The organism is Corynebacterium minutissimum (assembly GCF_016889765.1).
GTDB lineage: Bacteria > Actinomycetota > Actinomycetes > Mycobacteriales > Mycobacteriaceae > Corynebacterium > Corynebacterium minutissimum_B.
The window spans coordinates 2,398,294-2,424,271 of the sequence record NZ_CP069533.1 but is presented as its reverse complement, the minus strand read 5'-3'; the positions used below and the strand labels follow the sequence as shown (position 1 = coordinate 2,424,271).

The 25,978-nt window shown below is 59.3% G+C and carries 24 protein-coding genes; 10 read left to right on the top strand and 14 right to left on the bottom strand.

The features are described 5' to 3' along the window. Positions 1-3: 3 nt before the first annotated feature. Positions 4-1,230, bottom strand: coding sequence for an MFS transporter (locus I6J26_RS11395; protein WP_115024295.1), 1,227 nt, complete (start codon positions 1,228-1,230; stop codon positions 4-6). A gap of 94 nt (positions 1,231-1,324) precedes the next feature. Here I6J26_RS11395 and I6J26_RS12965 point away from each other — a divergent pair, with 94 nt between their 5' ends. Next, on the top strand, positions 1,325-1,861 hold the full coding sequence (locus I6J26_RS12965) for a hypothetical protein (protein ID WP_239121793.1): 537 nt from the start codon (positions 1,325-1,327) through the stop codon (positions 1,859-1,861). Positions 1,862-1,872: 11 nt separating this feature from the next. On the opposite strand, the gene I6J26_RS11385 is transcribed toward I6J26_RS12965, so the two are convergent. From I6J26_RS11385 to I6J26_RS11375, 3 genes are all read right to left on the bottom strand, one after another. Then, positions 1,873-2,712 (bottom strand): hypothetical protein, encoded by an 840-nt coding sequence (locus tag I6J26_RS11385; protein ID WP_147279326.1) that lies wholly within the window; start codon positions 2,710-2,712, stop codon positions 1,873-1,875. A 91-nt stretch (positions 2,713-2,803) separates the two neighbouring features. Beyond that, positions 2,804-3,682: a DNA primase gene (locus I6J26_RS11380; RefSeq protein WP_115021683.1), complete on the bottom strand. Its 879-nt coding sequence runs from the start codon at positions 3,680-3,682 to the stop codon at positions 2,804-2,806. Positions 3,683-3,742: 60 nt separating this feature from the next. Further along, entirely contained in the window at positions 3,743-5,452 is a 1,710-nt protein-coding gene (locus I6J26_RS11375) for a carboxylesterase/lipase family protein (protein WP_115021682.1), read from the bottom strand. A gap of 103 nt (positions 5,453-5,555) precedes the next feature. On the opposite strand from I6J26_RS11375, the gene I6J26_RS11370 reads away from it, so the two are divergent. The 3 genes from I6J26_RS11370 to I6J26_RS11360 all read left to right on the top strand — a co-directional run bounded on the left by I6J26_RS11370 (position 5,556) and on the right by I6J26_RS11360 (position 11,852). Continuing rightward, positions 5,556-6,311, top strand: coding sequence for a hypothetical protein (locus I6J26_RS11370; RefSeq protein ID WP_115021681.1), 756 nt, complete (start codon positions 5,556-5,558; stop codon positions 6,309-6,311). 276 nt (positions 6,312-6,587) lie between these two features. After that, the gene (locus tag I6J26_RS11365) at positions 6,588-7,796 is read left to right on the top strand and encodes an IS110 family transposase (protein WP_070672735.1); all 1,209 of its coding nucleotides are present in this window, start codon (positions 6,588-6,590) and stop codon (positions 7,794-7,796) included. A 312-nt stretch (positions 7,797-8,108) separates the two neighbouring features. Beyond that, a complete protein-coding gene (locus tag I6J26_RS11360) occupies positions 8,109-11,852 on the top strand; it encodes a multifunctional oxoglutarate decarboxylase/oxoglutarate dehydrogenase thiamine pyrophosphate-binding subunit/dihydrolipoyllysine-residue succinyltransferase subunit (RefSeq protein ID WP_115021680.1) in 3,744 nt (1,247 codons plus the stop codon). A 462-nt stretch (positions 11,853-12,314) separates the two neighbouring features. Here the strand turns inward: I6J26_RS11360 and I6J26_RS13015 are convergent, their stop codons facing one another. From I6J26_RS13015 to I6J26_RS11345, 3 genes are all read right to left on the bottom strand, one after another. Then, positions 12,315-12,422 (bottom strand): hypothetical protein, encoded by a 108-nt coding sequence (locus I6J26_RS13015; protein WP_115021679.1) that lies wholly within the window; start codon positions 12,420-12,422, stop codon positions 12,315-12,317. Positions 12,423-12,522: 100 nt separating this feature from the next. Then, positions 12,523-13,386 (bottom strand): adhesin domain containing protein, encoded by an 864-nt coding sequence (locus tag I6J26_RS11350; protein WP_309473139.1) that lies wholly within the window; start codon positions 13,384-13,386, stop codon positions 12,523-12,525. Between the two features lie 551 nt (positions 13,387-13,937). Beyond that, positions 13,938-14,552 (bottom strand): hypothetical protein, encoded by a 615-nt coding sequence (locus tag I6J26_RS11345; protein WP_239121792.1) that lies wholly within the window; start codon positions 14,550-14,552, stop codon positions 13,938-13,940. Between the two features lie 7 nt (positions 14,553-14,559). Between I6J26_RS11345 and I6J26_RS12960 the strand changes: the two genes are divergently transcribed. Together I6J26_RS12960 and I6J26_RS11340 are read left to right on the top strand one after the other, a co-directional pair. Next, the gene (locus tag I6J26_RS12960; RefSeq protein WP_239121791.1) at positions 14,560-14,862 is read left to right on the top strand and encodes a hypothetical protein; all 303 of its coding nucleotides are present in this window, start codon (positions 14,560-14,562) and stop codon (positions 14,860-14,862) included. A 13-nt stretch (positions 14,863-14,875) separates the two neighbouring features. Then, the gene (locus tag I6J26_RS11340) at positions 14,876-16,015 is read left to right on the top strand and encodes an Mrp/NBP35 family ATP-binding protein (RefSeq protein WP_181815357.1); all 1,140 of its coding nucleotides are present in this window, start codon (positions 14,876-14,878) and stop codon (positions 16,013-16,015) included. A gap of 30 nt (positions 16,016-16,045) precedes the next feature. Here I6J26_RS11340 and I6J26_RS11335 read toward each other — a convergent pair whose 3' ends face one another. Continuing rightward, positions 16,046-16,630, bottom strand: coding sequence for a Sec-independent protein translocase TatB (locus tag I6J26_RS11335; RefSeq protein WP_115021675.1), 585 nt, complete (start codon positions 16,628-16,630; stop codon positions 16,046-16,048). 400 nt (positions 16,631-17,030) lie between these two features. On the opposite strand from I6J26_RS11335, the gene I6J26_RS11330 reads away from it, so the two are divergent. Next, positions 17,031-18,239: an IS110 family transposase gene (locus tag I6J26_RS11330; RefSeq protein WP_070672735.1), complete on the top strand. Its 1,209-nt coding sequence runs from the start codon at positions 17,031-17,033 to the stop codon at positions 18,237-18,239. 148 nt (positions 18,240-18,387) lie between these two features. Here I6J26_RS11330 and I6J26_RS11325 read toward each other — a convergent pair whose 3' ends face one another. Both I6J26_RS11325 and sigE read right to left on the bottom strand, forming a co-directional pair. Further along, the gene (locus tag I6J26_RS11325; RefSeq protein WP_115021674.1) at positions 18,388-18,837 is read right to left on the bottom strand and encodes an anti-sigma factor family protein; all 450 of its coding nucleotides are present in this window, start codon (positions 18,835-18,837) and stop codon (positions 18,388-18,390) included. Between the two features lie 74 nt (positions 18,838-18,911). Next, positions 18,912-19,574 carry an RNA polymerase sigma factor SigE gene (gene sigE, locus I6J26_RS11320; RefSeq protein WP_115021673.1) on the bottom strand — a complete coding sequence of 221 codons (663 nt, stop codon included), beginning with the start codon at positions 19,572-19,574 and terminating at the stop codon, positions 18,912-18,914. A gap of 163 nt (positions 19,575-19,737) precedes the next feature. Here sigE and I6J26_RS11315 point away from each other — a divergent pair, with 163 nt between their 5' ends. After that, positions 19,738-20,385: an O-methyltransferase gene (locus I6J26_RS11315; RefSeq protein ID WP_115021672.1), complete on the top strand. Its 648-nt coding sequence runs from the start codon at positions 19,738-19,740 to the stop codon at positions 20,383-20,385. A gap of 136 nt (positions 20,386-20,521) precedes the next feature. On the opposite strand, the gene glgC is transcribed toward I6J26_RS11315, so the two are convergent. Continuing rightward, positions 20,522-21,739, bottom strand: a complete 1,218-nt coding sequence (glgC, locus tag I6J26_RS11310) for a glucose-1-phosphate adenylyltransferase (protein ID WP_039674867.1) — start codon at positions 21,737-21,739, stop codon at positions 20,522-20,524. A 165-nt stretch (positions 21,740-21,904) separates the two neighbouring features. On the opposite strand from glgC, the gene glgA reads away from it, so the two are divergent. Together glgA and I6J26_RS11300 are read left to right on the top strand one after the other, a co-directional pair. Next, a complete protein-coding gene (glgA, locus tag I6J26_RS11305) occupies positions 21,905-23,065 on the top strand; it encodes a glycogen synthase (protein ID WP_115021671.1) in 1,161 nt (386 codons plus the stop codon). 11 nt (positions 23,066-23,076) lie between these two features. Next, positions 23,077-24,531 carry a GH32 C-terminal domain-containing protein gene (locus I6J26_RS11300; RefSeq protein WP_115021670.1) on the top strand — a complete coding sequence of 485 codons (1,455 nt, stop codon included), beginning with the start codon at positions 23,077-23,079 and terminating at the stop codon, positions 24,529-24,531. Between the two features lie 21 nt (positions 24,532-24,552). Here I6J26_RS11300 and I6J26_RS11295 read toward each other — a convergent pair whose 3' ends face one another. Genes I6J26_RS11295 through I6J26_RS11285 form a run of 3 tightly spaced genes read right to left on the bottom strand, consistent with a single transcriptional unit; the run spans position 24,553 to position 25,976 of the window. After that, positions 24,553-25,443, bottom strand: a complete 891-nt coding sequence (locus tag I6J26_RS11295; RefSeq protein ID WP_115021669.1) for a methyltransferase domain-containing protein — start codon at positions 25,441-25,443, stop codon at positions 24,553-24,555. A gap of 9 nt (positions 25,444-25,452) precedes the next feature. Beyond that, positions 25,453-25,620 (bottom strand): DUF3117 domain-containing protein, encoded by a 168-nt coding sequence (locus I6J26_RS11290; protein WP_070537056.1) that lies wholly within the window; start codon positions 25,618-25,620, stop codon positions 25,453-25,455. A 35-nt stretch (positions 25,621-25,655) separates the two neighbouring features. Continuing rightward, positions 25,656-25,976 (bottom strand): DivIVA domain-containing protein, encoded by a 321-nt coding sequence (locus I6J26_RS11285; RefSeq protein ID WP_052319686.1) that lies wholly within the window; start codon positions 25,974-25,976, stop codon positions 25,656-25,658. Between the last annotated feature and the right edge of the window lie 2 nt (positions 25,977-25,978).

The following is a 25,978-nucleotide window of genomic DNA, read 5'->3' as shown; positions in this document are numbered from 1 at the left end:
CGTCTATTTATACCTACGACGAAGCCCCTGCAACATAATTTTCTTATCCTGCAAGGTGTCGCGCCCGAAGCTCCACGCAAGGACTCCGCCAGCTGCCACAAGGGCGCACATACCGAAGGCCACCCCGAAGCCAAATTGATCCGCAAGGAATCCAATCACGATCGGCCCCAGGATCTGCCCAAAGTCACCAGCCATCTGAAAGGTAGAGAGCACCTGTCCACCAGAACGGTGTGAGCCCACCACATCGGCGATGGCCGCCTGCTGCGACGGCACAATCAACCCTGAGGAGGCACCGGCAAAAGCGGAGAGGACGAGGAGGGCCCACACGGACGTCGCCAAGCCCAGCGTTCCGACGAACAGTGCCGAGCCCACAAGGCCCGCGAGAATAAGTGGGCGCCGCCCAATGCGGTCAGACCAGGAACCAGAGAACTGCAGCACAACCGCATTGCCCGCCGCGAAGACCGCCAGGGCAATGCCTGAGGCCTGGCCACCATTGTGGAAGATGGACGCCGCAAACAGTGGAAGGACTGCGACACGCACGCCCATGTTGATCCATCCCTGGGCGAAGTTCGAGGTCAGCACCGCACGGTAGGCGGTATCACCCCAGGCCTCCCGCAGCTTCATCGGCGGAAGTCGGTGCTGGCGTTCAGCATCCGTGTCGACGGCCGGCATCAGAATCCACACAACGAGTGCCGCGAGCGCCACGCCTAGCCCGTAGATGAAGAATGGCCACCGAAAACCAAGGAAGGACAAACTGGCGCCAACGAGCGGGCCGATGACGTTACCCAGGAGAAAAGAGGTGGCATACGTTGCCGAGCAGCGACCACGAATCGGGGGTGGCGAGAGCTTCACGATGAGCGCCATGGCTGCCACAGTGAACATGGTGGAGCCAATCCCCGCGATGGCGCGCAGCACCACGATGTGCCAATACTCCTGGGCAATACCCACAAGACCTGTTGTAATCGCAACGGTTAACAATCCGGTCAGGTAGACGCCGCGCGTGCCCACGCGGTCGATGAGGCGGCCAGCACCGGGTGCGAAGACGAGGCGGCTAGCGGAGAAAATGGAGACGACAAGGCCTGCGGCCGCCATCGACACATCAAAGCTGACAATGAACTGCGGAAGAAGGGGCGCTATCAGCCCATAGCCCAATGCGATGATGAAGCCCGCGGTGACCATCACCCAGATCTCCCGCGGAATCTTCAGTTCTTGTGTAACGCCCTTACTCATAGCGACACCAACTGTAGCCCATCCATCCAAATCATCGAACCTCTTTTCGATAGTGTGGGTTTCAATGTCCGCACTGGTTTCTACTGTGAGGGCCATGAAGAATTACTACAGCTTTCGTACCGCGGTTCCACACTCCACCCCGTCCAGCATTGCTGCTGGAGAACTCACCGCTGACATCCTCTTTCATCATGCCGACACTCTGAACTCCGTGGAGAGCATCATTCGCCATCCGCGCTCACTGGCACGTCCCACACCGCAATGGCGGCCACCGTCAAAGTCTCTTCCCTCAGTACCCCTTCGAGACGAGGAAGGAGAAGCTACCCCACCGCTGACGCTGACTGTGTCTCGTCACCGGGTAGGGGAACGGGTGAAAGCTCGTGTGCTTGGCTTCGGGGAAAAGCGAGTCCCGTCCTACCTCATTACCGTTCGCATTACTTCCCCTACTGGCCAGCTTGTATCCCCTGCGATTGCGGAAGCGTGGGTCCGCGCGCTCGTTCCTGCGAACTTAGTCACGGCAGTACATGAGATTTCAAGCAGTAGCGCCGCGACCTTCGTCTGGCTCGTCGATAGCTCCTACACTCCAGTCCGCTCTCCCCTATCGCTCTTCGAGGACTTCAGCCAAGCTGCTTAAGCCGTGGTCCGCTACAGGTAGCGTTGCAGTCGGCCGACAAAGTTGCGGGGAGGATCGTCATCCAAGGAAAGACTGAAGCGATCCTCTGTCAGCACACGGGCCACGGCCGACTGAGTTTCTGGCCGGTCGAACGAATTCCGCACGGGCTTCGGCACGAAGCGGATAAACAAGCACACCAGCACGACGGTGAAAGCCTTATCAAGCGGGTCAGAGGTCAATACTTGCAGTAGAGTCGCCGTGGTTTCGTCATGGGTGGCCAACTGAAAAAAGTTGGCGAGCTCGCGGGCGCCGCGCGGCAGATTCTGCTCCAGCGCGAACAGGGTCGACGCCAAGGACACAAGTGCCGCAACGATGCCGATTCCATAACCTGTAAACAGAGTGGAAATCATGCGTTTGAACGCACCACGGCGTGCGAGCCAGCCCACCATTATGGCCAAAATCAGCACGTTGGGCAGATACGCAAGCTCCCAGGGACTGACCACGGTTCTTAAGGTCAACGACAAAACCGCTGTTCCCATGCCGAGAACCGGGCCATAAATCATCGCGACGAACACTATTCCTGCGGTGTCCATGTAGAGCGGGATGCTGAGTTCGAAGAACAACGTCGAGCCCACTATGTCCACCACGGCGGCAAGAAGGGCGTTAATGAGCGCAGGGCTGCGCCAGAGTCCGCGCTGGGAGCCAAAGAAGAGCAGGACGCTCAAAAGGCTCAAGCCCCACACCGTTGTCGGGAGGAGGGAATCAAAGGTCCCTTCAACATTCTTGAAGCCCGGGGTGAGGGTGAGGCCCCACGCCACCACAGCACAGGCTAGGCCGAGAAGAACGCAGATGCGGTGACCGCGAAAAGCCATATTAACCGGCATAGACCCTGGCTGCCCCTCATCGAGTTCAACAAATATACCCGATTATCCTAGCGTGCCCATGCCGAGGAGGCGACTAGTCCTAGCTCTCGTCGCCCTCGTGATCAAGGTTGTCATCGTCCTCGTCATCAACGTCGACATCGTCGACATCGGTGTCGTCATCGTAGAGAACGTCATCATCGTCCTCACCGTCGTCGGCACCGAAGATGTCATAGACGTCCGGCTCATCAAAGTCGGGGTCCTCCACGCTAACCAGCTGGGCTTCCCAATCCAGGGCCTGGTCAGAGACCAAGCTCAGGACGTCGAAGAGGCGATCAAAGTCAGTGTAGGTGCCAAGCTCGAGCGCCTCGGCGGGAACCTCGATGATGGGAGCGAGGGTGGTGTCGTCGAACTCGCCGGCGTCGAAAAGCGCCACGCGCTCTTCCTCCCCCAGGTCCTCCACGGCGTCGTTGTCCCAGAGCTCACTGATGGCCTCATCTTCAAGATCGTCGAGCTCCTCCTCGTCGAAGTCAAAGGAGAGGAAACGCACCACGGCGCTGGGGATGCCGTCAATAGTCTCCACGAGCACGCGCAGCTCGGAATCGTTAGCGACCTCCGCCACGACAAGATTAGGGTTGAACTCATCCTGGAGAAACTCCAGTTCAGCAATGCGCTCATCGGTGCCCTCAAGAAGGTCACGAAGCACAGTGACCACTTGGTCGGTAGCGATATGGCGCGACACCGCTTCCACCGCATCCTCCACAGAGAACGCAACGGAGACCAAGACGGCCTCGAAATCCTCATCATCCTCATCCACGTCCGCGGCGGCGATGTAGACGTTGGCGGCAGGGAGAATCGGGTCAATTTCTACAAACTGGATCTCCAAGTCAGAGGTGATGGGCACGAACATCACATCGTCATTGACGCGGGATTCAATACCTTCCCCGTCCAGCGCAGAAGCAATATCTTCAAAAAAGCTCATGTGATCAACATCCGTCCATGTGGCAGTGTCACCCCGGCTGCTACCAAGGCCCCACACATCCTACCCGCGATTGTGGTCATCGGGCATGAAACCCAGAAGCTTCAGGATCTCCGGGCGTCCGGTTCCCCACTCCAACATGTCATAGGACTCCCAGGCTTGGCGGCGCGTCTCCATCGGCGCCTCTTCGATATGAGGCCGCACATCAAAAATCATCGTCTCTCGCTGCGGAGCCCGGTACCGCGGCCAATCCTCACGCGGAGCGCCACCATTGATGAACGCGCTCCATTGGGCCTGCATATTCTCAGTGACCTCCTCCATGTCGGAGGACTTGCCCATGGTGGTCAAGAAGGACACTCGTGACGCACCGGGATCGCCGAAGATATTCGACAGCTCCATCGAGTGCATCGCCCCCAGCCCCAGCCAGCGCAGCGCTGCCGGCGCGAAGTCGAAACGATACATCCACGTGGGGTACCGGCGAGCATGTTCTGAGGCGACGCGGACGGTGGGGGCCCAAAAGAGGGCGTCGGTCAGCAAGTCCCCGAAGTCACTGCGCGAGACCGCCCCGCCGTAGGCCGCAACGACGTCCGGTGCGCTCTCCGGGTCGAAGGACGCCAACAGCCGCAAGGCCGCACGTTCGCGGGAGCGTTGGCGTTGATAGAGGAACTTTCCAAAGCTCGCCTCACCGGAATTGGTACCGATGAGCAGCGGCACTGGGTGTTGGGCGCCCTCCTCGAAAGCCTCAATCGGATGCTGCGGAATGAGTTCACCATCCACGGTGGGCGCGTAGCAGGAGTTCAGGTAGAGCAACTCGCCTGCGCGCCACATCATGGATTGCCCCGAGCGCACTAGGTCCGCAAAATCCTCGCGGCGCAAATCATCCGCCGTGGTATCACGCGGCAGGGCCATCTTATCCACGAGCTCGCGCGCCCAGAACATTGACTGTGCCCGGGAATGAATCATGCCAATCGGCGGCGACTGGGCAATGGCACGATGAAAGAGGCCTTCCGCGCGGGGAACGGCCATGAGGGTCAGCACTGCTGCGCCACCCGCGGATTCGCCCATAAGAGTCACGTTATTCGGGTCTCCGCCGAAAGCAGCGATGTTGTCGCGTACCCACTCCAAAGCAAGGACTTGGTCCGCCACTGCGGGATTAGCGCAGGCCTCCCCACCCAAACTGCGCACGTCGAGGTACCCCAGCGCGCCTAAGCGGAAGTTGACGGACACATAGACCACGCCCATCTGCGCGGCGAATTCAAAGCCGCGCAGCATGAGCATGTGCGAGGACCCCACGATGAAACTGCCGCCATGCAGGTAGACAACAACGGGTAGTTTCTCCGTGTTGGGAGCGGCGTCATGTTCGGTGTGTGGTCGGACGATATCGAGAGTCAAGCAATCTTCCGTGCCTTCGATGCGGTCCGTCCACGAGTAGACGGGCTGCGGGGCCACATCGCCGAACTCACGGCAGTCCCGAATCCCCTGCCATGGCGGCGCTGGGCGCGGTTCACGGAAGCGATACTCTCCCGCGGTCGTTGCCCCAAAGGGAATGCCACGCCACGACCGCACTGGTGTCGACAGCGGCCGGTCTGGGCGCAAGTCCTCCTCGAGGCTGCCGCGTACCCAGCCGGAAGTTGTCAGAACCGTAATCTCATCCGCCCACGCTGTCCTCGCTGCCTCCTGAGCGGCACGGGCGCGGGCGTGTAACGACTCAGCAAGCAGGCGGGCCGCAGCCGCGCTTACCTCGCGCGGGGGGAAAGGCTCGTACTCGCTCATGGCCCCTAGACTAATCCCCCAGCCTGACTCTGCGCTGGGAACAGCTTTTTCGATACGGTAGTGAACATACCGTTAACAATGTAGACGAAATCAGGTGAAGAACATGCTTGGAATTGGACAGAAGGAAAAGGACGCTCCGACCGAGGTGGAAAAGCTCGACGTGGACGAGAGCAACCGTATTAGTCAAGGTTTTCTGGCGGCCATCAACAAGGTGGTGTCGGTGCAATCCTCCATCATCATCGGCTACGTCGATCGTTTGAAGAAGAAGAACAAGAATGCCTCTCCCGAGGAGCTGCAGGAGCTCATTGACAAGCACTTCCTCAACATTGTCTCGGGCACCGGTGCGGCCGCAGGCGCCTCGGCTGCCTTCCCCGGCATCGGCCTGGTCTCCGGTGCGGCTGCAGTAGGTGCAGAATCCCTCGTCTTCCTTGAGGCTGCCGCATGGTACATCCTGGCCTCGGCGCACCTGCGTGGCGATGACATCCGCGATGAAGAGCGCCGCCGCGCGCTCGTCCTCGTAGTCCTCACCGGATCCCAGGGCAGTGCTCTGGTGGACACCATGCTTGGCGACGTCACCACGCTCTCCGGCATGAAGTCCGCTGCTACCCTCTCCCGTTTCTCGGGGCCAACTCTGAGTGGTATCAACGGCCGACTGACCAAGCTCTTTTTGAAGCAAGCCCGTAAGAAAGTGAAGTGGGCATGGCTGTCCAAACTCTTGCCGATGGGGGTAGGTGCAGTACTGGGAACGACTGCCAACCGTAAAATTGCCCGCCAAGTTATTAACCATGCGGGCACCCAGCTCTCCCCCATTACGTTGTTAGCAGTTCCGCTTGAAGGAGCCCAGGATTCGTACTCCTAGCCCCATGCTGGGGCAGGCTATGTTTATCTGCGTTCCTTCTGCCTTGTGGCAGCGGAACTAGTCGCTGGCTTCGGTATGGCTTGTTTTCGTCCCTGTCTGAAAATGATCCGGGGGGTGATGCCGCCGAAGGCAGTGACATACTCCAGACTGCTAATAGGAACCTGACCCACACAGGATGTGTGAGGTCTCAAGTAATGTGGATGCCAGCGTGAAGTATGTCCGACCACCAGCGATGAAATAAGTCTCATACTCGTTCAATTCGCTAGGAGGTCTGGCATGACCTACGACTATGTCATCGGCATGGACGTTGGCAAATACTTTCACCACGCTTGCGTCTTAGATATCGACGGCGCCCAAGTGCTATCAAAGCGTATCAACCAAAACGAAAAATCCCTGCGCACACTCTTTTCAACGTTTAGCGCAAACGACCACAAGGTCCTTGTCGTCGTGGACCAGCCCAATAACATTGGGCGACTAACTGTCGCGGTTGCCCAAGATATCGGAATCGATGTGCGCTACCTTCCAGGTTTGGCTATGCGTCAACTCTCACGTATCCACGCTGGTAATGCCAAAACTGATATCCGGGATGCATATATCATCGCCCACGCTGCAAAGAACCTTCCGGAATCCCTCCGCAGTGTCGACCGCGTCGAAGAAGCCTTTCTCCAGTTGAAAGTCCTCAACGGCATCGACGAAGACTTAGCGCGCTCCTACACCAGGCTCATCAATCAGATTCGAAGTGCACTAGTTGGCTGCTACCCGCAATTCGAGCAAGCCCTTCGCGGCCAGGTGATCCACCGCAAATGGGTTCTGCACCTACTTGCACGCTACGGCGGGCCGACCAAGATAAAGCGCCTCGGAAAAGCCAAAGCAGCTGCCTTCGCTCGACGCTATAAGGCACGCAATCCCGAGCCCGTCATCGATGCCATATTCGCTGCCATCTCTGAGCAAACAGTCGCCATTGCTGGTGCACAATATGCCGAAATGGGCGTAGCAATGTCGGCGAAGGACGCGCTTTTAAAGCTCGAGCACCGCAAACAAATCGAGCAGGAAGTCATCGAGCTCATCAACGACATCCCCCACACTCAAATCCTGCTATCCATGCCAGGAATCGGGCCGAAGACGGCTGCCCAAATTCTCATGACCGCGGGCGACATGTCCGACTTCCCGACAGCTGCGCACCTAGCCTCTTACGCTGGCTTATCACCCCGAACGAATCAGTCCGGAACCTCAATCATGTCGAACTCACTGAACAGAGCTGGCAATAAAAAATTAAAGAACGCCCTATGGCAATCATCTTTTGCATCCATCAGATTCCACGAGCGTTCACGGCAATTCTATGAACGAAAGCGCCGTGAAGGCAAGAGACACAACGCTGCAGTCGTAGCACTAGCCCGCAGACGGCTCAACGTCCTATACGCCATGATGAGCAACCACGAGTACTACCGCGATCCCGACCAATCACAGGAAGTCAAAGCAGCCTAAACCCCAAGAACCAAACAGCCGACTGGGAAACCCCAGTCGGCTAACAGCCATGCCAGAAAACAACACGGCCAAACAACCCCGGCTGAAAAATCAACCCCGGCTAATCCACCCGCGAGGTTGACAAACTATATAGGAACACCCCCCCTGCAGGGGGAATAAACACGGGAAACGCGCCCCAGGGTAGTGAGCAAACTTACGTGGGCCGTATCATATGGGGAGACACCTTTCCGGGTGCCTTTCGCGCCCATGGAATGGCCTACTACAGTCGATTAAAGACAAACTTTAAAGCACAGAAAGAGGCGAACACCTGCCGTGAGCAAATCGAGCATCTACGGCCCGAACGCGTGGCTGATTGACGAACAGTTCCAGCAGTACTCAAAGGACCCAAACTCCGTAGATAAGGAGTGGCGTGACTACTTTGAGGCTAACGGGGCTCCCAAGCAGGCCGCACAGCCCAAGGCCTCCGCCAAGGCCTCTGGCTCCACGGCTTCTGCCCCGGCACAGAAACCGGAACAGAAGAAGGCAAGCTCCGCCGCTAAACCTGCAGAGAAGTCCCCTGCTGCCCCTGGCGCTAAGTCACCGAGCGACTCGAAGTCTTCGGCGACGAAGCCGAAGGCGGATCAGAAGAAGTCGGAGTCCCCGCTCGACCGCATCAAGGACGCCCCGGAGCCCGGCTCCCGTGTGCTCAAGGGCATGTTCAAGGCAATTGCCAAGAACATGGACGAATCCCTGGAGATCCCCACCGCTACGACCGTCCGCGACATCCCGGTCAAGCTCATGTGGGAAAACCGCGCAATGATCAACGATCACCTCAAGCGCACCCGCGGAGGCAAGATCTCCTTTACCCACATCCTGGGTTACGCCCTGGTTAAGGCCGTTCAGATCCACCCGGACATGAACGTGCGTTACGAGATTCAGGACGGCAAGCCCACCGTGGTTCAGCCGGAGCACGTCAACCTGGGCCTGGCCATTGACCTTCCGCAGAAGGATGGCTCCCGCGCCCTCGTGGTTGCCGCCATTAAGGAAGCAGAGAACAAGACTTTTGCCGAGTTCATCGATGCCTACCAGGACATCGTTGACCGTTCCCGCAAGAACAAGCTGACGATGGATGACTTCTCCGGCGTCACCATTAACCTCACCAACCCGGGCGGCATCGGTACCCGCCACTCCATCGCCCGCTTGACCAAGGGCTCCGGCTCCATCATTGGTGTCGGTTCCATGGACTACCCGGCTGAGTTCGCTGGCACCTCCGCCGACCGCTTGGCTGACTTGGGCGTAGGCCGCCTGGTTACTCTGACCTCCACCTACGACCACCGCGTTATTCAGGGCGCGGAGTCCGGTGAGTTCCTGCGCACCATTGGCCAGCTCATTCTGGATGATGCTTTCTGGGACGAGCTCTTCGAGTCCCTGGGTGTTCCCTACCAGCCCTTCCGTTGGGCTGCTGACGTGCCTAACACGGGCGTCGATAAGAACACTCGCGTCATGCAGTACATCGAGGCTTACCGCTCCCGCGGCCACCTCCTTGCTGACATCAACCCGCTGGGTTGGAAGCAGCCGGGCTTGCCGTGGCCGGACCACCGCGACCTCGACCTGTCTACTCACGGTCTGACCATTTGGGATCTGGACCGTACCTTCAACGTGGGTGGTTTCGGTGGCAAGGAGACCATGACACTGCGCGAGGTGGTTACTCGCCTACGCTCCGCCTACACCCTCAAGGTGGGCTCGGAATACACCCACATCCTGGACCGCGATGAGCGCAGCTGGCTGCAGGAGCAGATTGAGGCCGGCATGCCGAAGCCGTCCAACTCTGAGCAGAAGTACATCCTGCAGAAGGTCAACGCTGCCGAGGCATTCGAGAACTTCCTGCAGACCAAGTACGTAGGCCAAAAGCGTTTCTCCCTGGAGGGTGCTGAGTCCCTCATCGCTCTGCTGGACTCCATCGTGGACACTGCCGCTGGCCAGGATCTTGACGAGGTCGTCATCGGTATGCCGCACCGCGGCCGCCTCAACGTGCTCTTTAACATCGTGGGCAAGCCGCTGGCCGATATCTTCGGTGAGTTCGATGGCAACTACAAGGGCGGCCAGCTTGGCGGCTCTGGCGACGTGAAGTACCACCTCGGTGCTGAGGGCGAGCACCTGCAGATGTTCGGCGATGGGGAAATCAAGGTCACCCTCGCTGCTAACCCGTCTCACCTCGAGGCCGTTGACCCGGTCATGGAAGGTATTGCCCGCGCTAAGCAGGACATCCTGGACAAGGGCCCGGAGGGCCACACCGTTGTCCCGATCATGCTCCACGGCGATGCTTCCTTCACCGGCCTCGGCGTGGTGCAGGAGACCATCAACCTGTCCCAGCTGCGTGGCTACACCACCGGCGGTACGGTCCACGTTGTGGTCAACAACCAGGTGGGCTTCACCACTACCCCGGATTCCGGCCGTTCCACGCACTACGCCACCGACTTGGCCAAGGGCTTCGACTGCCCGGTCTTCCACGTCAATGGCGACAACCCGGAGGCTGTTGTTTGGGTAGGTAAGCTCGCCACTGAGTACCGCCGCCGCTTTGGCAAGGACGTCTTCATTGACCTCGTGTGCTACCGCCTGCGCGGCCACAACGAGGCTGATGATCCGTCCATGACACAGCCGCGGCTCTACGACATCATTGACAACCACAAGTCCGTCCGTGAGCGCTACACCGAGGAGCTCATCGGCCGCGGTGACCTGTCTGATGAAGAAGCAGAGGCAGCTGCACGTGACTTCCATGACCAGATGGAGTCCGTCTTCGCTGAGCATAAGGAAGCGGAGAAGGCCGGCCCGAAGGAGCAGACCGGTATTACTTCCTCCCAGGATCTCACCCGCGGTCTGGATACCTCCATCACCGCCGAGGAGATGGCGGAGATTGGCGATGCCTACGGCACCCCGCCGGAGGGCTTCGAGTACCACAAGCGTGTGGGCAAGGTTGCCAAGGAGCGCCAGAAGTCCGCCCGCGAAGGCGGCATCGACTGGGGTTGGGGCGAGCTCATCGCCTTCGGTTCCCTGGCTAACTCCGGCAAGGTTGTTCGCCTCGCCGGTGAGGATTCCCGCCGCGGTACCTTTACCCAGCGCCACGCTGTGGCCTTCGACCCAGCCACCGGCGAAGAGTACAACCCGGTTGCTCACCTGGCTACGTCCAAGGGCAACGGCGGTAAGTTCATGGTCTACAACTCGGCACTGACCGAGTTCGCCGGCATGGGCTTCGAGTACGGCTACACCGTGGGTAACCCGGATGCCGTCGTGGCCTGGGAGGCACAGTTCGGTGACTTCGCCAACGGCGCTCAGACCATCATCGATGAGTACATCTCCTCCGGTGAGGCCAAGTGGGGCCAGCTCTCCAGCCTGATCCTGCTGCTGCCGCACGGCTACGAGGGCCAGGGCCCGGACCACTCCTCCGCCCGCATCGAGCGTTACCTGCAGCTGTGCGCTGAGGGCTCCATGACCGTGGCCCAGCCATCCACCCCGGCCAATCACTTCCACCTGCTGCGCCGCCAGGCCCTCGGTGAGATGAAGCGCCCGCTGGTCGTCTTCACCCCGAAGTCCATGCTGCGTAACAAGGCTGCGACCTCCTCCGTATCCGACTTCACCGAGGTCACGAAGTTCCAGTCCGTTATCAACGACCCGAACTTCTTCGACATCAACGGTAAGAAGGTGGGCGACGCCGACAAGGTCAAGACCATCATGCTGGTCTCCGGCAAGCTCTACTGGGAGCTGGCCAAGAAGAAGGAAGCCGATGGCCGCGATGACATCGCCATCGTGCGTGTGGAGATGCTTCACCCGATTCCGTTCAACCGCCTGCGTGAGGCCTTTGAGTCCTACCCGAACGCTGAGCAGGTTCGCTTTGTTCAGGACGAGCCGGCCAACCAGGGTCCGTGGCCGTTCTACAACGAGCACCTGCGTGAGCTCATCCCGGATATGCCGGAGCTGGTCCGCGTCTCCCGTCGCTCGCAGTCCTCGACTGCAACCGGTAACGCGAAGGTTCACCAGATTGAGCAGAAGAACCTGCTGGAAGAGGCATTCGACATCTAGTAGCGTCTAGGCCCTTCCAAGGCCCCGGTCTTTCCACCTCTCCCCGAGCAGTGGCGGCTGGGGCCTTTGCTATGCCTTCTGCCCCGGCTGGAACCTAGGGATCCTTCTTCGGATCATTCTCTCCCTCCCCGCCTGCGAAAAATGAGCACGATAGCCCTTCAACCGACCTCGTTGCGCCGCCTATCGTGCTCATTTTTTGCGCTCTCAACGTTGCGCGGAAGCTACATCAAAGCCAGAAGGTTCCCGTGCCGCCCTATCCACCGGAACGGGAATGAACTGGTGGCTTCCCAGCCGCAACCTCGCCACCACGCCACACGGATAGAAGTACTAGCATCACCTCGGTAACCAGAGTGCCAAATAGACAAAACAAGAAACGCCCGAGCGTTGTGCTCGGGCGTTTTCTTCACGGCCTCAGTAGCCGTGGCCTAGGGTGCCAAATTGGCCCCAGGGTCCTAGGTAGTTCTAGGACTCCTTGCGGCGGCGACCAGGGCGCAGCAGCAGTGCGGCACCGGCAATGAGTGCCAGACCTGCGGCCAGCAGACCCAAGACGTTCGCACCAGTGTTAGCCAGGAAGCCAGAGTTGGTGCTCTTCTTGGAATCCGTGGTGCTCGGGGACTTGCCAGTGTAGCGGCTGGTGTTGTCGCTCTGGCTCGGCTGAACATCCTTGGACTCAACATTGGTCGTGGAACTGGGTGTCGTCGAAGCTCCACTGGTGGTTCGCGATAACGTTCGCCTGGTTGTAGCGGGTCAGCGAGTTGGAGCTTTCGAATGCACTGCCTGCACCGCTATTGTTGTGTTCAACCGCAGCCTGCAACTGCTCGACGGTACGGGGCTTAGCAAGCGCGCTAAAGCGCATGCCCTGCTGGTCGCTCAGGTCCGTGCCCTTGTACTTCGGCATGGTGTAGAAGATTTCGCCGGTGGTCTGATCAATACGTACACTCGACGCACCACCTCCGGAAGCACCGGTGTCGCTTGTGCCAATGAAGTTACCCTGCGCGTCGTAAGCCTCCACGACCATGCGGGACAGGGAATCATCCGTGCCACCATTCTTCACAGCCGGGACATTGATTTTGCCGACTTTGAGCTCTTCGCCGGGCCTAATGACCAGCTTTTCTTGACTCTCCCACGAAACCGTGATCGGGTTACATTCGATGTTCTCGCTCGGCCACGGGTTTACAGTAGCGCCAAAAGCAGCGCTGGGCCCCAGGGTCGCGTTCAGACCATCAGGATTGTCCCGCTTGTAGTTGCTTTGCCAGGCGTAACGTACAGGGTGATCACCAGAGGCCGAAGCGAACTGCTTGACTTTCTCATCGGTCAGCTCTGCGTAGATATTCAAGTTCCGTAGAATGCGACCACTAGCAGTAATGTTGATGTTTTCGTCGGCCTTGTGAGTGACGCTCTTGTCAAGGAAGGTCTGGCCGGCCTCCATGGAAGGCACCTCGACGGTATTCAAGAATGCGCCAAGGTTCCCCGTATTGGTGAAGTACCAATCGGCGAATGTGCGGTCCTTCGAGTTATCAAAGGCGACGCTCAGGCCCCAAGCTTTCTGTCGAGGCTGGACTTACTCGGCTCCAGGGTGCTCCAGCTGAAACCTGCCTGACTTCCGCTCCTCTCACCGCTCTCAACAACACATGAACCGGCCGGCAGGTCGGACGCCTGCTGGGCGTCCTTCTCTACCGCGCCGGACTTATCACGGATGCCGCCGGTAAACGATTCAGCGGAAGCCTCTGGGGCCACCGAGTTAAAAGAAGTGATGCTGAGACCACTGAGAGCGAGAGTGATGGCAGAGAGAGTGGCTACTCCCCTGCGGGAAGTACGGCGTTGGGTCGAACTCCTTCGATTATGTCCTTTCCAATGCAGCATTCTGCCTCGCCCCAGTGAGAACAGAGCAGCACCGGGGCATGTTAAAAAGTTTCCCCACAACTGCCCGAGAGAATTAACGGCAATAGGCAGAGCAACACCAAAAGATCCTACTTCCTCCCCCTAAAGAACACAACAGTTTTTTCGTTTAACCAGCGATTTGTGGAAAACTGCAACCAATAACATTTTATTAATTTCTCCACATTTCCGAGCCCGACTGGATGCCTATTTTTCGTCGTGCACCAAATCTGATCCGCCGGAGGAATTGGAGTCGCCTTCCTCGTTAAGGTTTTGCTGGAGGTTGGCCTCCATCCAAGCACGTACGGCCGACTCAAAGTCCTCGGAATCCTTAACGTCCTGCACTACCTCGTCGAGGTCCTGTGCGGTAAGGAACTTGGTGAAGGAAGCCACTTCCAACTTCTCATCTCGATTGAACAGGCCGTCTTGGTACACCACGACGTAGTTTTGCGGCAGCTCCGGTGTGGAGTTCGGGCAGCCTTGTGCACCGGCGGGTTCCACGACGGATAGCTCTGGCGGCATCGACGCCATGAGCGCGATGTGTGCGCGCTCCAAGAAATCTACGTCCTTTGTGCCCTTATCTTGGGCGGCCACGTAGTCCTTCGATATCGAGCGGGCCTCCGCTGGGTTGAAAACGTTCAAGAACTCACCCGTGCAGCCAACAAAGAAGTTGCCGGTGCGGCTCACACCGCCAGAATGTCCATTGCCCCGCCGCACCACCATGGGATCCTGGGAAACAGTGACCGCACGTCCTTCGTCAAGCAAAGTCTGGCGGTAGATCTCCGCCAGCACGCGCTGTTTGTGGGACGTTGGGTCAATCATGATGGTAATGGGCGAAGACGCAAATGGTTGCGGGTCCGGATGGGGTTCATACCCGGAGCAAGCGCTGATCGACGCCCCCATTATCCCCACCACCGCTACCCCAACAACGCGAGAAAAGGTTCGGGAACGTGCAGCAAGGCGAGGCATCAAAATCTGGCGCATTCTTTCTCTTCTACCGGACAAGGCGCAGGACATGAAGCACAACATGTCACAACTCAGCGGCTACAGCGCTCAGCTGCAGCGTCTGGCTGAATCTTACACACCCCGTAGCACTCATGCTGTGTGGCTCTCCTCAATGGAGGATGACTAGACTGGTGCGAGTTATGACTAGCGCAATTACTGAATCTGCTGTTCGTTCCGCGCTTGAGCGCGTCGACGACCCTGAAATCGGCCGTCCCATCACTGAGCTCGGCATGGTGAAGTCCGTTGCCGTCAACGGTGCGGATGTGGACATCGAGCTGTATCTCACCATCGCCGGCTGCCCGATGAAGAGCACCATCGAATCCAACACTCGCGCTGCCGTCGCTGAGTTAGACGGCGTGGGTGAGATTTCTATCTCCATGACGCCGATGAGCGATGAGCAACGCCAAGAGCTGAAGCAGAAGCTGCGCGGTGGACAGGCCGAGCCAGAGATTCCTTTTGCCAAGCCGGAATCCACCACGCGCGTGTTCGCCGTAGCATCCGGCAAGGGTGGCGTGGGAAAGTCCTCCGTCACGGTGAATCTGGCAGCTGCACTTGTGGAGAAGGGTCTCAAGGTCGGCATTGTGGACGCCGACATTTATGGCCACTCCGTTCCCAGCTTGCTCGGCTCTACGGCGGGCCCCACCGTGCTTGACGACGAAATGCTGCTTCCCCCCATCTCCCACGACATCAAGCACATCTCCATTGGGCAATTCGTGGAGGGCAATGCACCCGTCGTCTGGCGCGGGCCCATGCTCCACCGCGCACTCCAGCAGTTCCTCGCAGATGTCTTCTGGGGTGACCTAGATGTTCTCCTCCTCGACCTTCCGCCGGGCACCGGTGACGTCGCGTTGTCGGTAGCGCAGCTCATCCCGAATGCCGAGCTGCTCATCGTGACAACCCCGCAGGCTGCGGCTGCTGAGGTAGCCGAGCGCGCCGGTTCCATTTCCCAGCAGACTCGCCAGCGCGTTGCCGGCGTCATCGAAAACATGGGTGCCATGGTGATGCCAGATGGTTCCACCATGGACATTTTCGGCGAGGGCGGCGGGCAGGTCGTCGCTGAGCGCCTCAGCGTGCTGTTGGGCCACGACGTTCCGCTGATGGCCTCCATCCCACTGGACCCTGCCCTGCGCGCAGCCGGTGACGAGGGAACGCCCATCGTCCTCAAGGCCCCTGATTCTCCTGCCACCCAGGCCATCAACTCCGTCGCAGACTCGATCGCCGTGCGCTCTGATTCCCTCGTGGGTAAGAAGCTCGGCCTAGGCGTGACCCGTAAAAGCTAGTCCGTCCCCCTAAAAGCTAGACCGTCACGGTTACGTGACGTCTTCCCAGGAGACGCTGCCCCCGCCGGTGGATGCATTCCCGCCGCGCGGGGGTTGCTCTGTCTCAGGGGCGCTGGCGTTGGGGTCGGCGTAAATCTGGGAATAATCGAACGTTGGCCGGCCTGGCTGCTGTGAGTGCTGCTCGTGCGGATTCTGCGTGGCCGGCTGTGGCCCACCGGTCTGCTGTGGCGCCTGCCCGGTCTGGGCCGCAGGAGACGGCATGTCCTTCTGCGCAGGGTCCGTACTGTGCTTGATGTCCTCCGCCATCTTCTTCGGATTGAAGTCATCCCAGGCGGAATCGTCGCCGTCGAAAAGCGCCTTAGTAATAACGCCACGCGGACCCAAGCGCGTCCATTCCGCCGCCTGACTTAAGGGAACGCGGAGGTCATCGAATTCCGCACCCAATCCGTTCATCTCACCATTGAGCTCCGCTTTGGCATTGTTGATGGCCTTACGCGCCGCGTAGATGGCCGCACGCACGTCCATTATCACGCCGGGGAGGCGCTCCGGACCAATGATGACGAGGCCAAGGAGAACAATAGTGATGATCTCCAGCCAACCGATTGAGGAAAACACGAGACTATCTTAACCACTTTGCCGGCAGAATCTGGGACGAGCATGCCGCGCTCACTGAGCACGAGTACTCCCCATTACGTTGTTAGCAGTTCCGCTTGAAGGAGCCCAGGATTCGTACTCCTAGCCCCATGCTGGGGCAGGCTATGTTTATCTGCGTTCCTTCTGCCTTGTGGCAGCGGAACTAGTCGCTGGCTTCGGTATGGCTTGTTTTCGTCCCTGTCTGAAAATGATCCGGGGGGTGATGCCGCCGAAGGCAGTGACATACTCCAGACTGCTAATAGGAACCTGACCCACACAGGATGTGTGAGGTCTCAAGTAATGTGGATGCCAGCGTGAAGTATGTCCGACCACCAGCGATGAAATAAGTCTCATACTCGTTCAATTCGCTAGGAGGTCTGGCATGACCTACGACTATGTCATCGGCATGGACGTTGGCAAATACTTTCACCACGCTTGCGTCTTAGATATCGACGGCGCCCAAGTGCTATCAAAGCGTATCAACCAAAACGAAAAATCCCTGCGCACACTCTTTTCAACGTTTAGCGCAAACGACCACAAGGTCCTTGTCGTCGTGGACCAGCCCAATAACATTGGGCGACTAACTGTCGCGGTTGCCCAAGATATCGGAATCGATGTGCGCTACCTTCCAGGTTTGGCTATGCGTCAACTCTCACGTATCCACGCTGGTAATGCCAAAACTGATATCCGGGATGCATATATCATCGCCCACGCTGCAAAGAACCTTCCGGAATCCCTCCGCAGTGTCGACCGCGTCGAAGAAGCCTTTCTCCAGTTGAAAGTCCTCAACGGCATCGACGAAGACTTAGCGCGCTCCTACACCAGGCTCATCAATCAGATTCGAAGTGCACTAGTTGGCTGCTACCCGCAATTCGAGCAAGCCCTTCGCGGCCAGGTGATCCACCGCAAATGGGTTCTGCACCTACTTGCACGCTACGGCGGGCCGACCAAGATAAAGCGCCTCGGAAAAGCCAAAGCAGCTGCCTTCGCTCGACGCTATAAGGCACGCAATCCCGAGCCCGTCATCGATGCCATATTCGCTGCCATCTCTGAGCAAACAGTCGCCATTGCTGGTGCACAATATGCCGAAATGGGCGTAGCAATGTCGGCGAAGGACGCGCTTTTAAAGCTCGAGCACCGCAAACAAATCGAGCAGGAAGTCATCGAGCTCATCAACGACATCCCCCACACTCAAATCCTGCTATCCATGCCAGGAATCGGGCCGAAGACGGCTGCCCAAATTCTCATGACCGCGGGCGACATGTCCGACTTCCCGACAGCTGCGCACCTAGCCTCTTACGCTGGCTTATCACCCCGAACGAATCAGTCCGGAACCTCAATCATGTCGAACTCACTGAACAGAGCTGGCAATAAAAAATTAAAGAACGCCCTATGGCAATCATCTTTTGCATCCATCAGATTCCACGAGCGTTCACGGCAATTCTATGAACGAAAGCGCCGTGAAGGCAAGAGACACAACGCTGCAGTCGTAGCACTAGCCCGCAGACGGCTCAACGTCCTATACGCCATGATGAGCAACCACGAGTACTACCGCGATCCCGACCAATCACAGGAAGTCAAAGCAGCCTAAACCCCAAGAACCAAACAGCCGACTGGGAAACCCCAGTCGGCTAACAGCCATGCCAGAAAACAACACGGCCAAACAACCCCGGCTGAAAAATCAACCCCGGCTAATCCACCCGCGAGGTTGACAAACTATATAGGAACACCCCCCCAACTCAACCGCGCTGATTGTGCTTAATGGCGCGCATCACCATCTCCACCTTGTCCAAGAAGTCCTGGCGCGGCTGGCAGGCAGGTTCCTCCGCATCAGGACCTGGACCCGCTCCCTGGTGGGCGATGCCGGTCAGTTTGGCCATGAGGGATTCCGGGGCCCGCACGTGCGATTCCACGCTGCATTCACGTACCCACTCGGAGGCGTTGCGCTGGTGGTGGATTTCGGCGCGGCACTCGGCACAGTGCACGAGGTGGACGCGGACGCGGTGAGCGTACTTGGCGGGCATTTCCCCATCCACGAAGGCCACGATGGCTTCTGGACCCAAGTGCCCGATGGTGTCCGCGCGCTGTGCGCGAGCCTTAGCTTTGTCACGAACCTTGGCCTGTGCCTCCGTAAAGATGCCGGGCAAGGAAAGGGAACGCTCGTGGGGCTTGTCATTTAGCGACTCCACGAAACGTTCTCCTTTCGTCCTCAATCTTTGGGCAGCCCCTCTGCCGAGGGGCTAGTTGTTGGCCAAGTCTAGCTTTAGCGCGTACGCAAGAGGCTGCGGGTGTCCGCGTTGGTCTGTGCCTCCTTCTCCAGTGCGGCACGTAGCTGGGAGCGGCCACGGTGAATGCGGGAGCGCACAGTACCCATCTTTACGCCGAGGGTTTCGGCAATCTCGTCATAGCTCATGCCCACGACATCACAGAGAACCACGGCGACACGGAAGTCCGGAGCCAGGTTATCCAGCGCCGACTGCAGCGCCGGGTCCAAGTTGGCTACCGAGTAGGCCTGCTCCGGTGTCATGTCGGTGCCCGGCACGCGCTCGTAATCCTCCGGCAGGGCCTCCATACGAATCTTGGAGCGGTGGCGCACCATATCGAGGAAGAGGTTAGTGGTGATGCGGTGCAGCCAACCCTGGAACGTACCGGCCTGGTACTTATCCAGAGAGCGGAAGACGCGCATGAAGGTTTCCTGCGTCAGGTCTTCGGCATCGTGTTGGTTACCGGAGAGGCGGTACGCCAAGCGGTAGACACCATCAGCATGCTCGGCCACCAGCTCGCCCCACGAGGGCATATCGGCTTCACCGGCATCGAACGCGGCAGTACCCGTAAGCTCTTCAGCTTCAGCAGTGTGCTCTTCGACGGTGCTGATCTGTTCTTCAGAGCTGAGCGGGGGTACATTCTCGCGCTGCTTTTTTGTCATGACCATCATCTTTCTATAGACAGCACGGAAACTCCAGCCACAGTACTGTGAGCACCCTGTGAATCCATACCACGGGTTTCATGCGCTACTCGCGTCACATTGGGCACTGCATCCTGCGCGATTCTTGTCCCACAGCCACGGTCCTTTCACTATGGTTTTCACTGTGACTACTACTGCTTATGACGCACTGCGATCTTTCATCGAATCCACCAGCGAGGTATCGGAAGCGCTCACCAGCGCCCGCGCCCACGCAGAGGAATACGGACTGCCGGTTCCGGATGAATCCACCGGACAGCTACTGAGCACCCTGGCGGCCGTCTCCTCTGGAACGACGTCGCGCCCCCAGGCGGTTGCAATTACCCCGGCGGCCTCTGTGGTGGGTCTCTACCTACTCGCCGGAATGCCGGAGAACGGCATTCTCACCTGTATTGATCCGGAAGCTGAGCACCAAGCCAGCGCAAAGCAGACCTTCCGCGATGCCGGCTACTCCTCTAGCCGCGGGCGCTTCCTGCCCTCACGTCCGCTCGACATCATGGGGCGTTTGGCCAACGACACCTACCAGGTCATCTACGCCGAGGTACCTGCCCTCGACATGCCCGCGCTGGTGAAGGCCGCCTGGCCGCTCCTACACCAGCACGGCACGTTGGTGCTCGCGAACTCGCTGCTGGATGGCACCGTGGCTGATAGCTCGCGCACTGACCGCGACACCGCCGCTGCCCGTGAGGCCGACGAAATTGCGCGTTCCCTCGAAGGCGCGGCCGTCACCCGCCTGCCTTATGGTGCGGGGCTCACCCTCGTGACCAAGCTCTAACTCACCAAGGCGAATAAATATCCCGGCTCTCCTCCCCCCTTGCGTGGGGTGAAGAGGCCGGGATTGTTGTCCTTGCGCCCTCCCTTTGGACTTAATCGGGAGCTGGTTCCGGTCTGGGGTCGCGGTGTGGACTGAGTTAAACCTTCTCGTTCTTGCCCACGACGACCACGCCGCCATCGGAGACCTTGAAGCGCTGCTCATCGCGCTCACGGTCCACACCGATAATGGCGCCGTCGCTCACGACGACGTTCTTGTCCAAGATGGCGCGGCGCACCACGGCACCGCGGCCGATGCGCACGCCGGGGAGAATGACGGATCCTTCGACCGTCGCACCGTCGGCCACGTGAACGTCGGAAGCCAGCACCGAGTTGCGCACAGTACCACCGGAGACAATGCAGCCAGGGGCCACCATCGAGGACTGGGCAATACCGTTCTGCACGAACTTGGCCGGCGGGAAGTTGGAATCATCCGTGGAATGAATTGGCCATGAGCGGTTGTACAGATTGAAAATGGGGTGCACGGAAATCATGTCCATATGCGCCTCATAGAAGGAATCGATGGTACCGACATCACGCCAGTAACCATGGTCGCGCTCCGTGGAGCCGGGGACCTCATTAGACATGAAGTCATAGACGTGCGCCTGCTGGCGCTCCACGAAGTACGGGATGATGTCACCACCCATATCGTGGGCAGATTCCTCATTCTTCTCATCCTGCAGGAGGGCCTCAATGAGGGCCTCGGTGGTGAAGACGTAGTTGCCCATCGACGCATAAGTCATGTTCGGGTCATCCGGAGTAGCTGGCGGGTCAGCAGGTTTCTCCACGAAGGACGTGATGGTGCCCATGCCGTCTGCCTGGATACAGCCGAAGGCGGTCGCTTCCGAGCGCGGAACGCGAATACCCGCGACAGAGCAGTCCAGACCCGTAGCGATGTGCTCCTCCACCATCTGAGCCGGATCCATACGGTAGACGTGGTCCGCGCCGAAGACGATGACGTAATCCGGCTTCTCGTCATAGATCAGGTTCAACGACTGCAGGATGGCATCGGCCGAACCGTTGTACCAGCGCTTACCGCGGCGCTGCTGGGCCGGGACGGAGGCAATGAACTGCGGTGTCGGCCCCGACAAGTTCCACGCCTGGGAAATGTGGCGGTCCAGGGAGTGGGACTTGTACTGAGTCAGCACGGCAATCTTCAAGAAACCGGCGTTGACGAGGTTAGACAACACGAAGTCAATGAGGCGGTAGGAACCACCAAACGGAACGGCGGGCTTAGCGCGGTCTTCAGTCAGGGGGAAGAGGCGCTTTCCCTCGCCGCCGGCGAGGACAATGGCAAGGACGTTAGGAAGGCTTCTCACGACACCCAATCTAACGAGTTTTTCCACATTCTGCAGGGAAAAGATGCAGGTTTTCACCCCCGCCATCGGGGTCGCGCAGAATCACGTCTGCCCTACTACTGCCCTACTACTGCCCTTTCGCTGACCTTCTGCGCGCGCAGGGGAAGATCCGTACTCTGGGAGGGTATGAGAGCCGGAATTTTTTCTAAGGAGTACCCGCCGGAAATCTACGGCGGAGCGGGTGTGCACGTTGCGGAGCTGACCCGATTTATGCGTGACATTATTGACGTTTCTGTTCACTGCATGGGGTCCCCGCGCGATGAAGAGGACGTCTTTGTGCATGGAGTCGACCCTGAACTGAAGGACACTGAGGCAAACGCTGCGATCCAGACCCTGTCCACGGGACTGCGCATGGCTAACGCAGCGTCCGACATCGACGTGGCCCACTCCCACACCTGGTACACCGGTTTGGGTGGCCACCTTGCCGGCCGCCTCTATGGCATCCCACACGTTGTCACCGCACACTCCTTGGAACCGCACCGCCCGTGGAAGCGGGAACAGCTCGGCGGAGGCTATGAGATCTCCTCGTGGTCAGAGAAGAATGCCATGGAATACGCCGACGCCGTCATTGCGGTCTCAGTCGGCATGAAAGAGTCCATCCTCGAGGCCTACCCGCGTATTTCTGCCGACAAGGTCCACGTCGTCCTTAACGGCATCGACACTGAGATCTGGCAACCGGGAGAGGCGCCGGTGCTGGATAGGTTGGGCGTCGACAAGCAGCGCCCCATCGCTGCCTTCGTGGGCCGTATTACCCGGCAGAAGGGCGTGAAGCACCTCCTTAAAGCCGCGCAGAGCTTCGATGAGGATATCCAGCTCGTGCTCTGTGCGGGCGCTCCGGATACCCCGGAAATTGCCGCAGAGACTGAGGCCCTCGTCGACGAGCTACGTGCGCAGCGCGATGGCGTGTTTTGGGTCAAGGAGATGCTCTCCCGCGAAGAAATTAAACAGGTGTACTCCGGCGCGGATGTGTTCGTGTGTCCCTCCATTTACGAGCCGCTGGGCATTGTCAACCTGGAGGCTATGGCCTGTGGCACGGCCGTTGTGGCCTCTGATGTCGGCGGCATTCCGGAGGTCGTCGTCGACGGCGAGACCGGTGTCCTGGTGCACTTTGACGCTGCCGATGAAGCCTCGTTTGAGGCTGATATTGCCGCTGCGGTCAACCGTGTGGCTGCGGACGCTGAGCTGGCGCAACGCTTCGGCACTGTCGGCCGTGAACGCGCAATTCGTGAGTTCTCCTGGGCCACGATCGCGCAGCAGACCGTGGACATTTACCGCTCGTTGATGTAGGAAGGACTGCCGTGACGCAACCCCAACAACACCGACCAGAAATTCATTTCGTCCCCGATAGCGGTATCCTCGATGCGCCCGCCGGCATCGTCCGCGATGGTGATACGTGGCACTTGTTCCACCAATACCGCCCCGAGCCCGGCCAACCGGCCCGCTGGGGACACACCTTCTCCGAAGAAACGCCGTTCGCGTGGCTGGACTGCGATGATGTCCTAGCCCCCGTCGGCGGTGAGCTTTCCCTGCGCGCTGGCTCCGTGGCGGAAGGTCAGGATGCTCTCAACTTGTATTTCACATCCGTAACGTCCGTGGGCACCAGCGTGCGTTTGGCACGCTATACCGACTATGCCGACGAATGTGTCGTCTCTGATGACCCGACTGCCTTGGACCCGGGCGTGGTCCGCTTCGGGGAAGCTGTAGGAGCTCATACTGACTTTGACCGCTTCCGCTCGCCGTCTGTGGTGCCTGATTGGGCCAAGGAGGATCGCGAGGAAGGCCACGATGGCTGGCTCATGCTAGCCCTGACCGGTGATGCCGATGCCCCCGTCCCGGTCATCCTCGAGAGCCCTAATGGAGAGTCCTGGTCCCTGCTGGGCAGGCTGAGTTTCAACGGTGACCCAGGGTTTAATGAGGGCGAAGTCCCGGCCACCTCCCCCATCCCGCCGGTGGTGTCGCCGCGTCTGGTGCGCCTGCGCGACGAAGTAGACGGAGAAATCTACGACGTCCTCTTCGTCACTTTGGAGCGCGCCGGCCGTGACGTGTCCGGCTACATCGTGGGGCGCCTCGACGGCACCGAGTTCACCGTGGCCAAGGGTTTCCAACGCGTGGACTTCGGCCACGATTTCTCCCGTCCGCGCAACACCAACACTACGACAGGCACGATTGCCCAGGAGCGCCGCTATGACCGCGCTGTCATTCTGGGACTGCTCAACGGCAATGGTCGCGGTGATGATGCGTCCAAGCACCCAACATGGGAAGCCGAGGGCTGGGCGAACAGCCTGTCGTTGCCTCGTGCGGTGACGCTCCAAGGCGGGGTGCTCTACCAGACCCCGGCCCAGGGTTTGCCGGATGCGGTCAAGCTGTCTGACTACGCGCAGTCCTGGACCGGCGTTCTCGAGGTTCCGGAAAACTCCAGCGTTACCGTGACGCTGCTTGATGGCTCCGGTGAGCCAGCCGTCGTGATTCGCCACACTGGTGACGAAATCAGCGTGGACCGTTCAATGTCCAAGGCCTTCGATCACTACTTCAAGGATTCCGCTCCAGCCGTGGCCCCACTGGCGGAGGGAGATTCCGACACGCTCACCATCATTCAGGATGGTGCGAGCGTGGAGGTCTTCGTCGACGGTGGCCTCGTTGCCATGAGCTCCCGCGTCTACTTCGAGGGTGGCTGCTCCGCCATCGAAGTCGACACAGACGGTGAGGCCATTATTGAGCAGTCCTGGAACCGTAAGGGATCCAAGCGCTCCTAATGTGATTAGCTCGTTCGGCGTCTAGGGCGCCGAACGCAGTCGGTCCAGGCGCGCGTGTGCCGTCACGGTTAGGGACTGCGGCAGGGCGGCCATACGCTCTGCCAGCTCCTCCGGGCTAATGTGGCGCGCCGACGGGCTCATTCCTACTTGGGCGGCAATCGACGCCTTGTCCAAGATAATAGGGAAAGAAATATCCACCGGCTCAGCTGCCTGCTCTAAGAAGCCCTCCGCCTGGGCGTAGAGGCGCTCCACCTTGCCCTCTTCCACGCCCAGGATGCCGAGTGGCTCACGCAGCTCATCCAGGTGGCCTGCCTGCGGGGTCAGAACGATGACCTCGCCGCCGGGAGCCAGGACTCGCTGGAATTCCGCCGGGTTACGCGGGGCAAAGACCACGGAGATGGCGTGAATCGAGTTATCGCGAATAGGCAGACGCTCCCACACATCCGCCACCACGGCACCCACGCGCTCGTGGGATTTGGCCAAATGCTTGGCAGCATTCGTGGAAATGTCGAGCCCGACTCCCCGTGCACCTTCAATAGAGTCCAGGGTATGGGCTAGATAGTAACCAGTTCCGGCACCCACCTCGAGGAGAGTGGGAGCGGTATGTTCGTCCAGACCTGCGGCATAGCTGGCCTCGTCCTGGGTTTCCAGGGAATCTTGCACAGCGCCGGTGACTGCCTCCACGAAGGGCGCAAAGTGGCCCATGGCGAGGTAGGTTTCACGTGCAGTCACCATGGAGGCATCATCACCCTGGTGCTTCAGTCCAGCACCGGCCGCCAGCGTGACATAGCCCTGCTTGGCCACATCATAGGAATGGCCGGTCTCCGAGACGAGGCGAGCAAAGTCATCCGCGCCCGTGAGGGCGCTGCCATCGGCGGGATCGGCCAGAATATCGACGATATGTGAAAGCATGTTCCTAGACTAGCTAGAAACTTCGACGAGGAGTGAACCGAGCTGCGCGGCTTCTTCTTTGCTGAGCTCGATGACAATGCGGCCACCCCCGTCAGAAGGAATACGCATGACGATCTTGCGGGACTCCTCTACTGCTTCCATCTCTCCACCAGTAGTACGTGGCTTCATCGCTGCCATAGTGAGTCTCCTTCGACTTTTGTTATAACGTCCTTCTAGTCTAGCCCTTTTTCAGACTCACGCGGCGCGTTTACGCTCGCGGGCACAGCAGACGAGCCGTGCGGAGCAGTCAGACGGCGTTCTACTGCAGCAATGAGCGCGTCGACTTGGTCCTGGCGGTAGCCACGCGGAACCACGTCAAAGCGCAGGTCATCGAAGCGGCCCTCTTCCAAGGCGCGGAGATTTTCGGCGTCGACATCGACGGCTTCGTCTGGGGTATCCATAACGGTGCCGCGGCCGACAATGCTGCCCCACGCCCATGAACCGATGATGATGAGCGCAATGAGGACAACGATGAGCAAAATCCAGGACATCATGC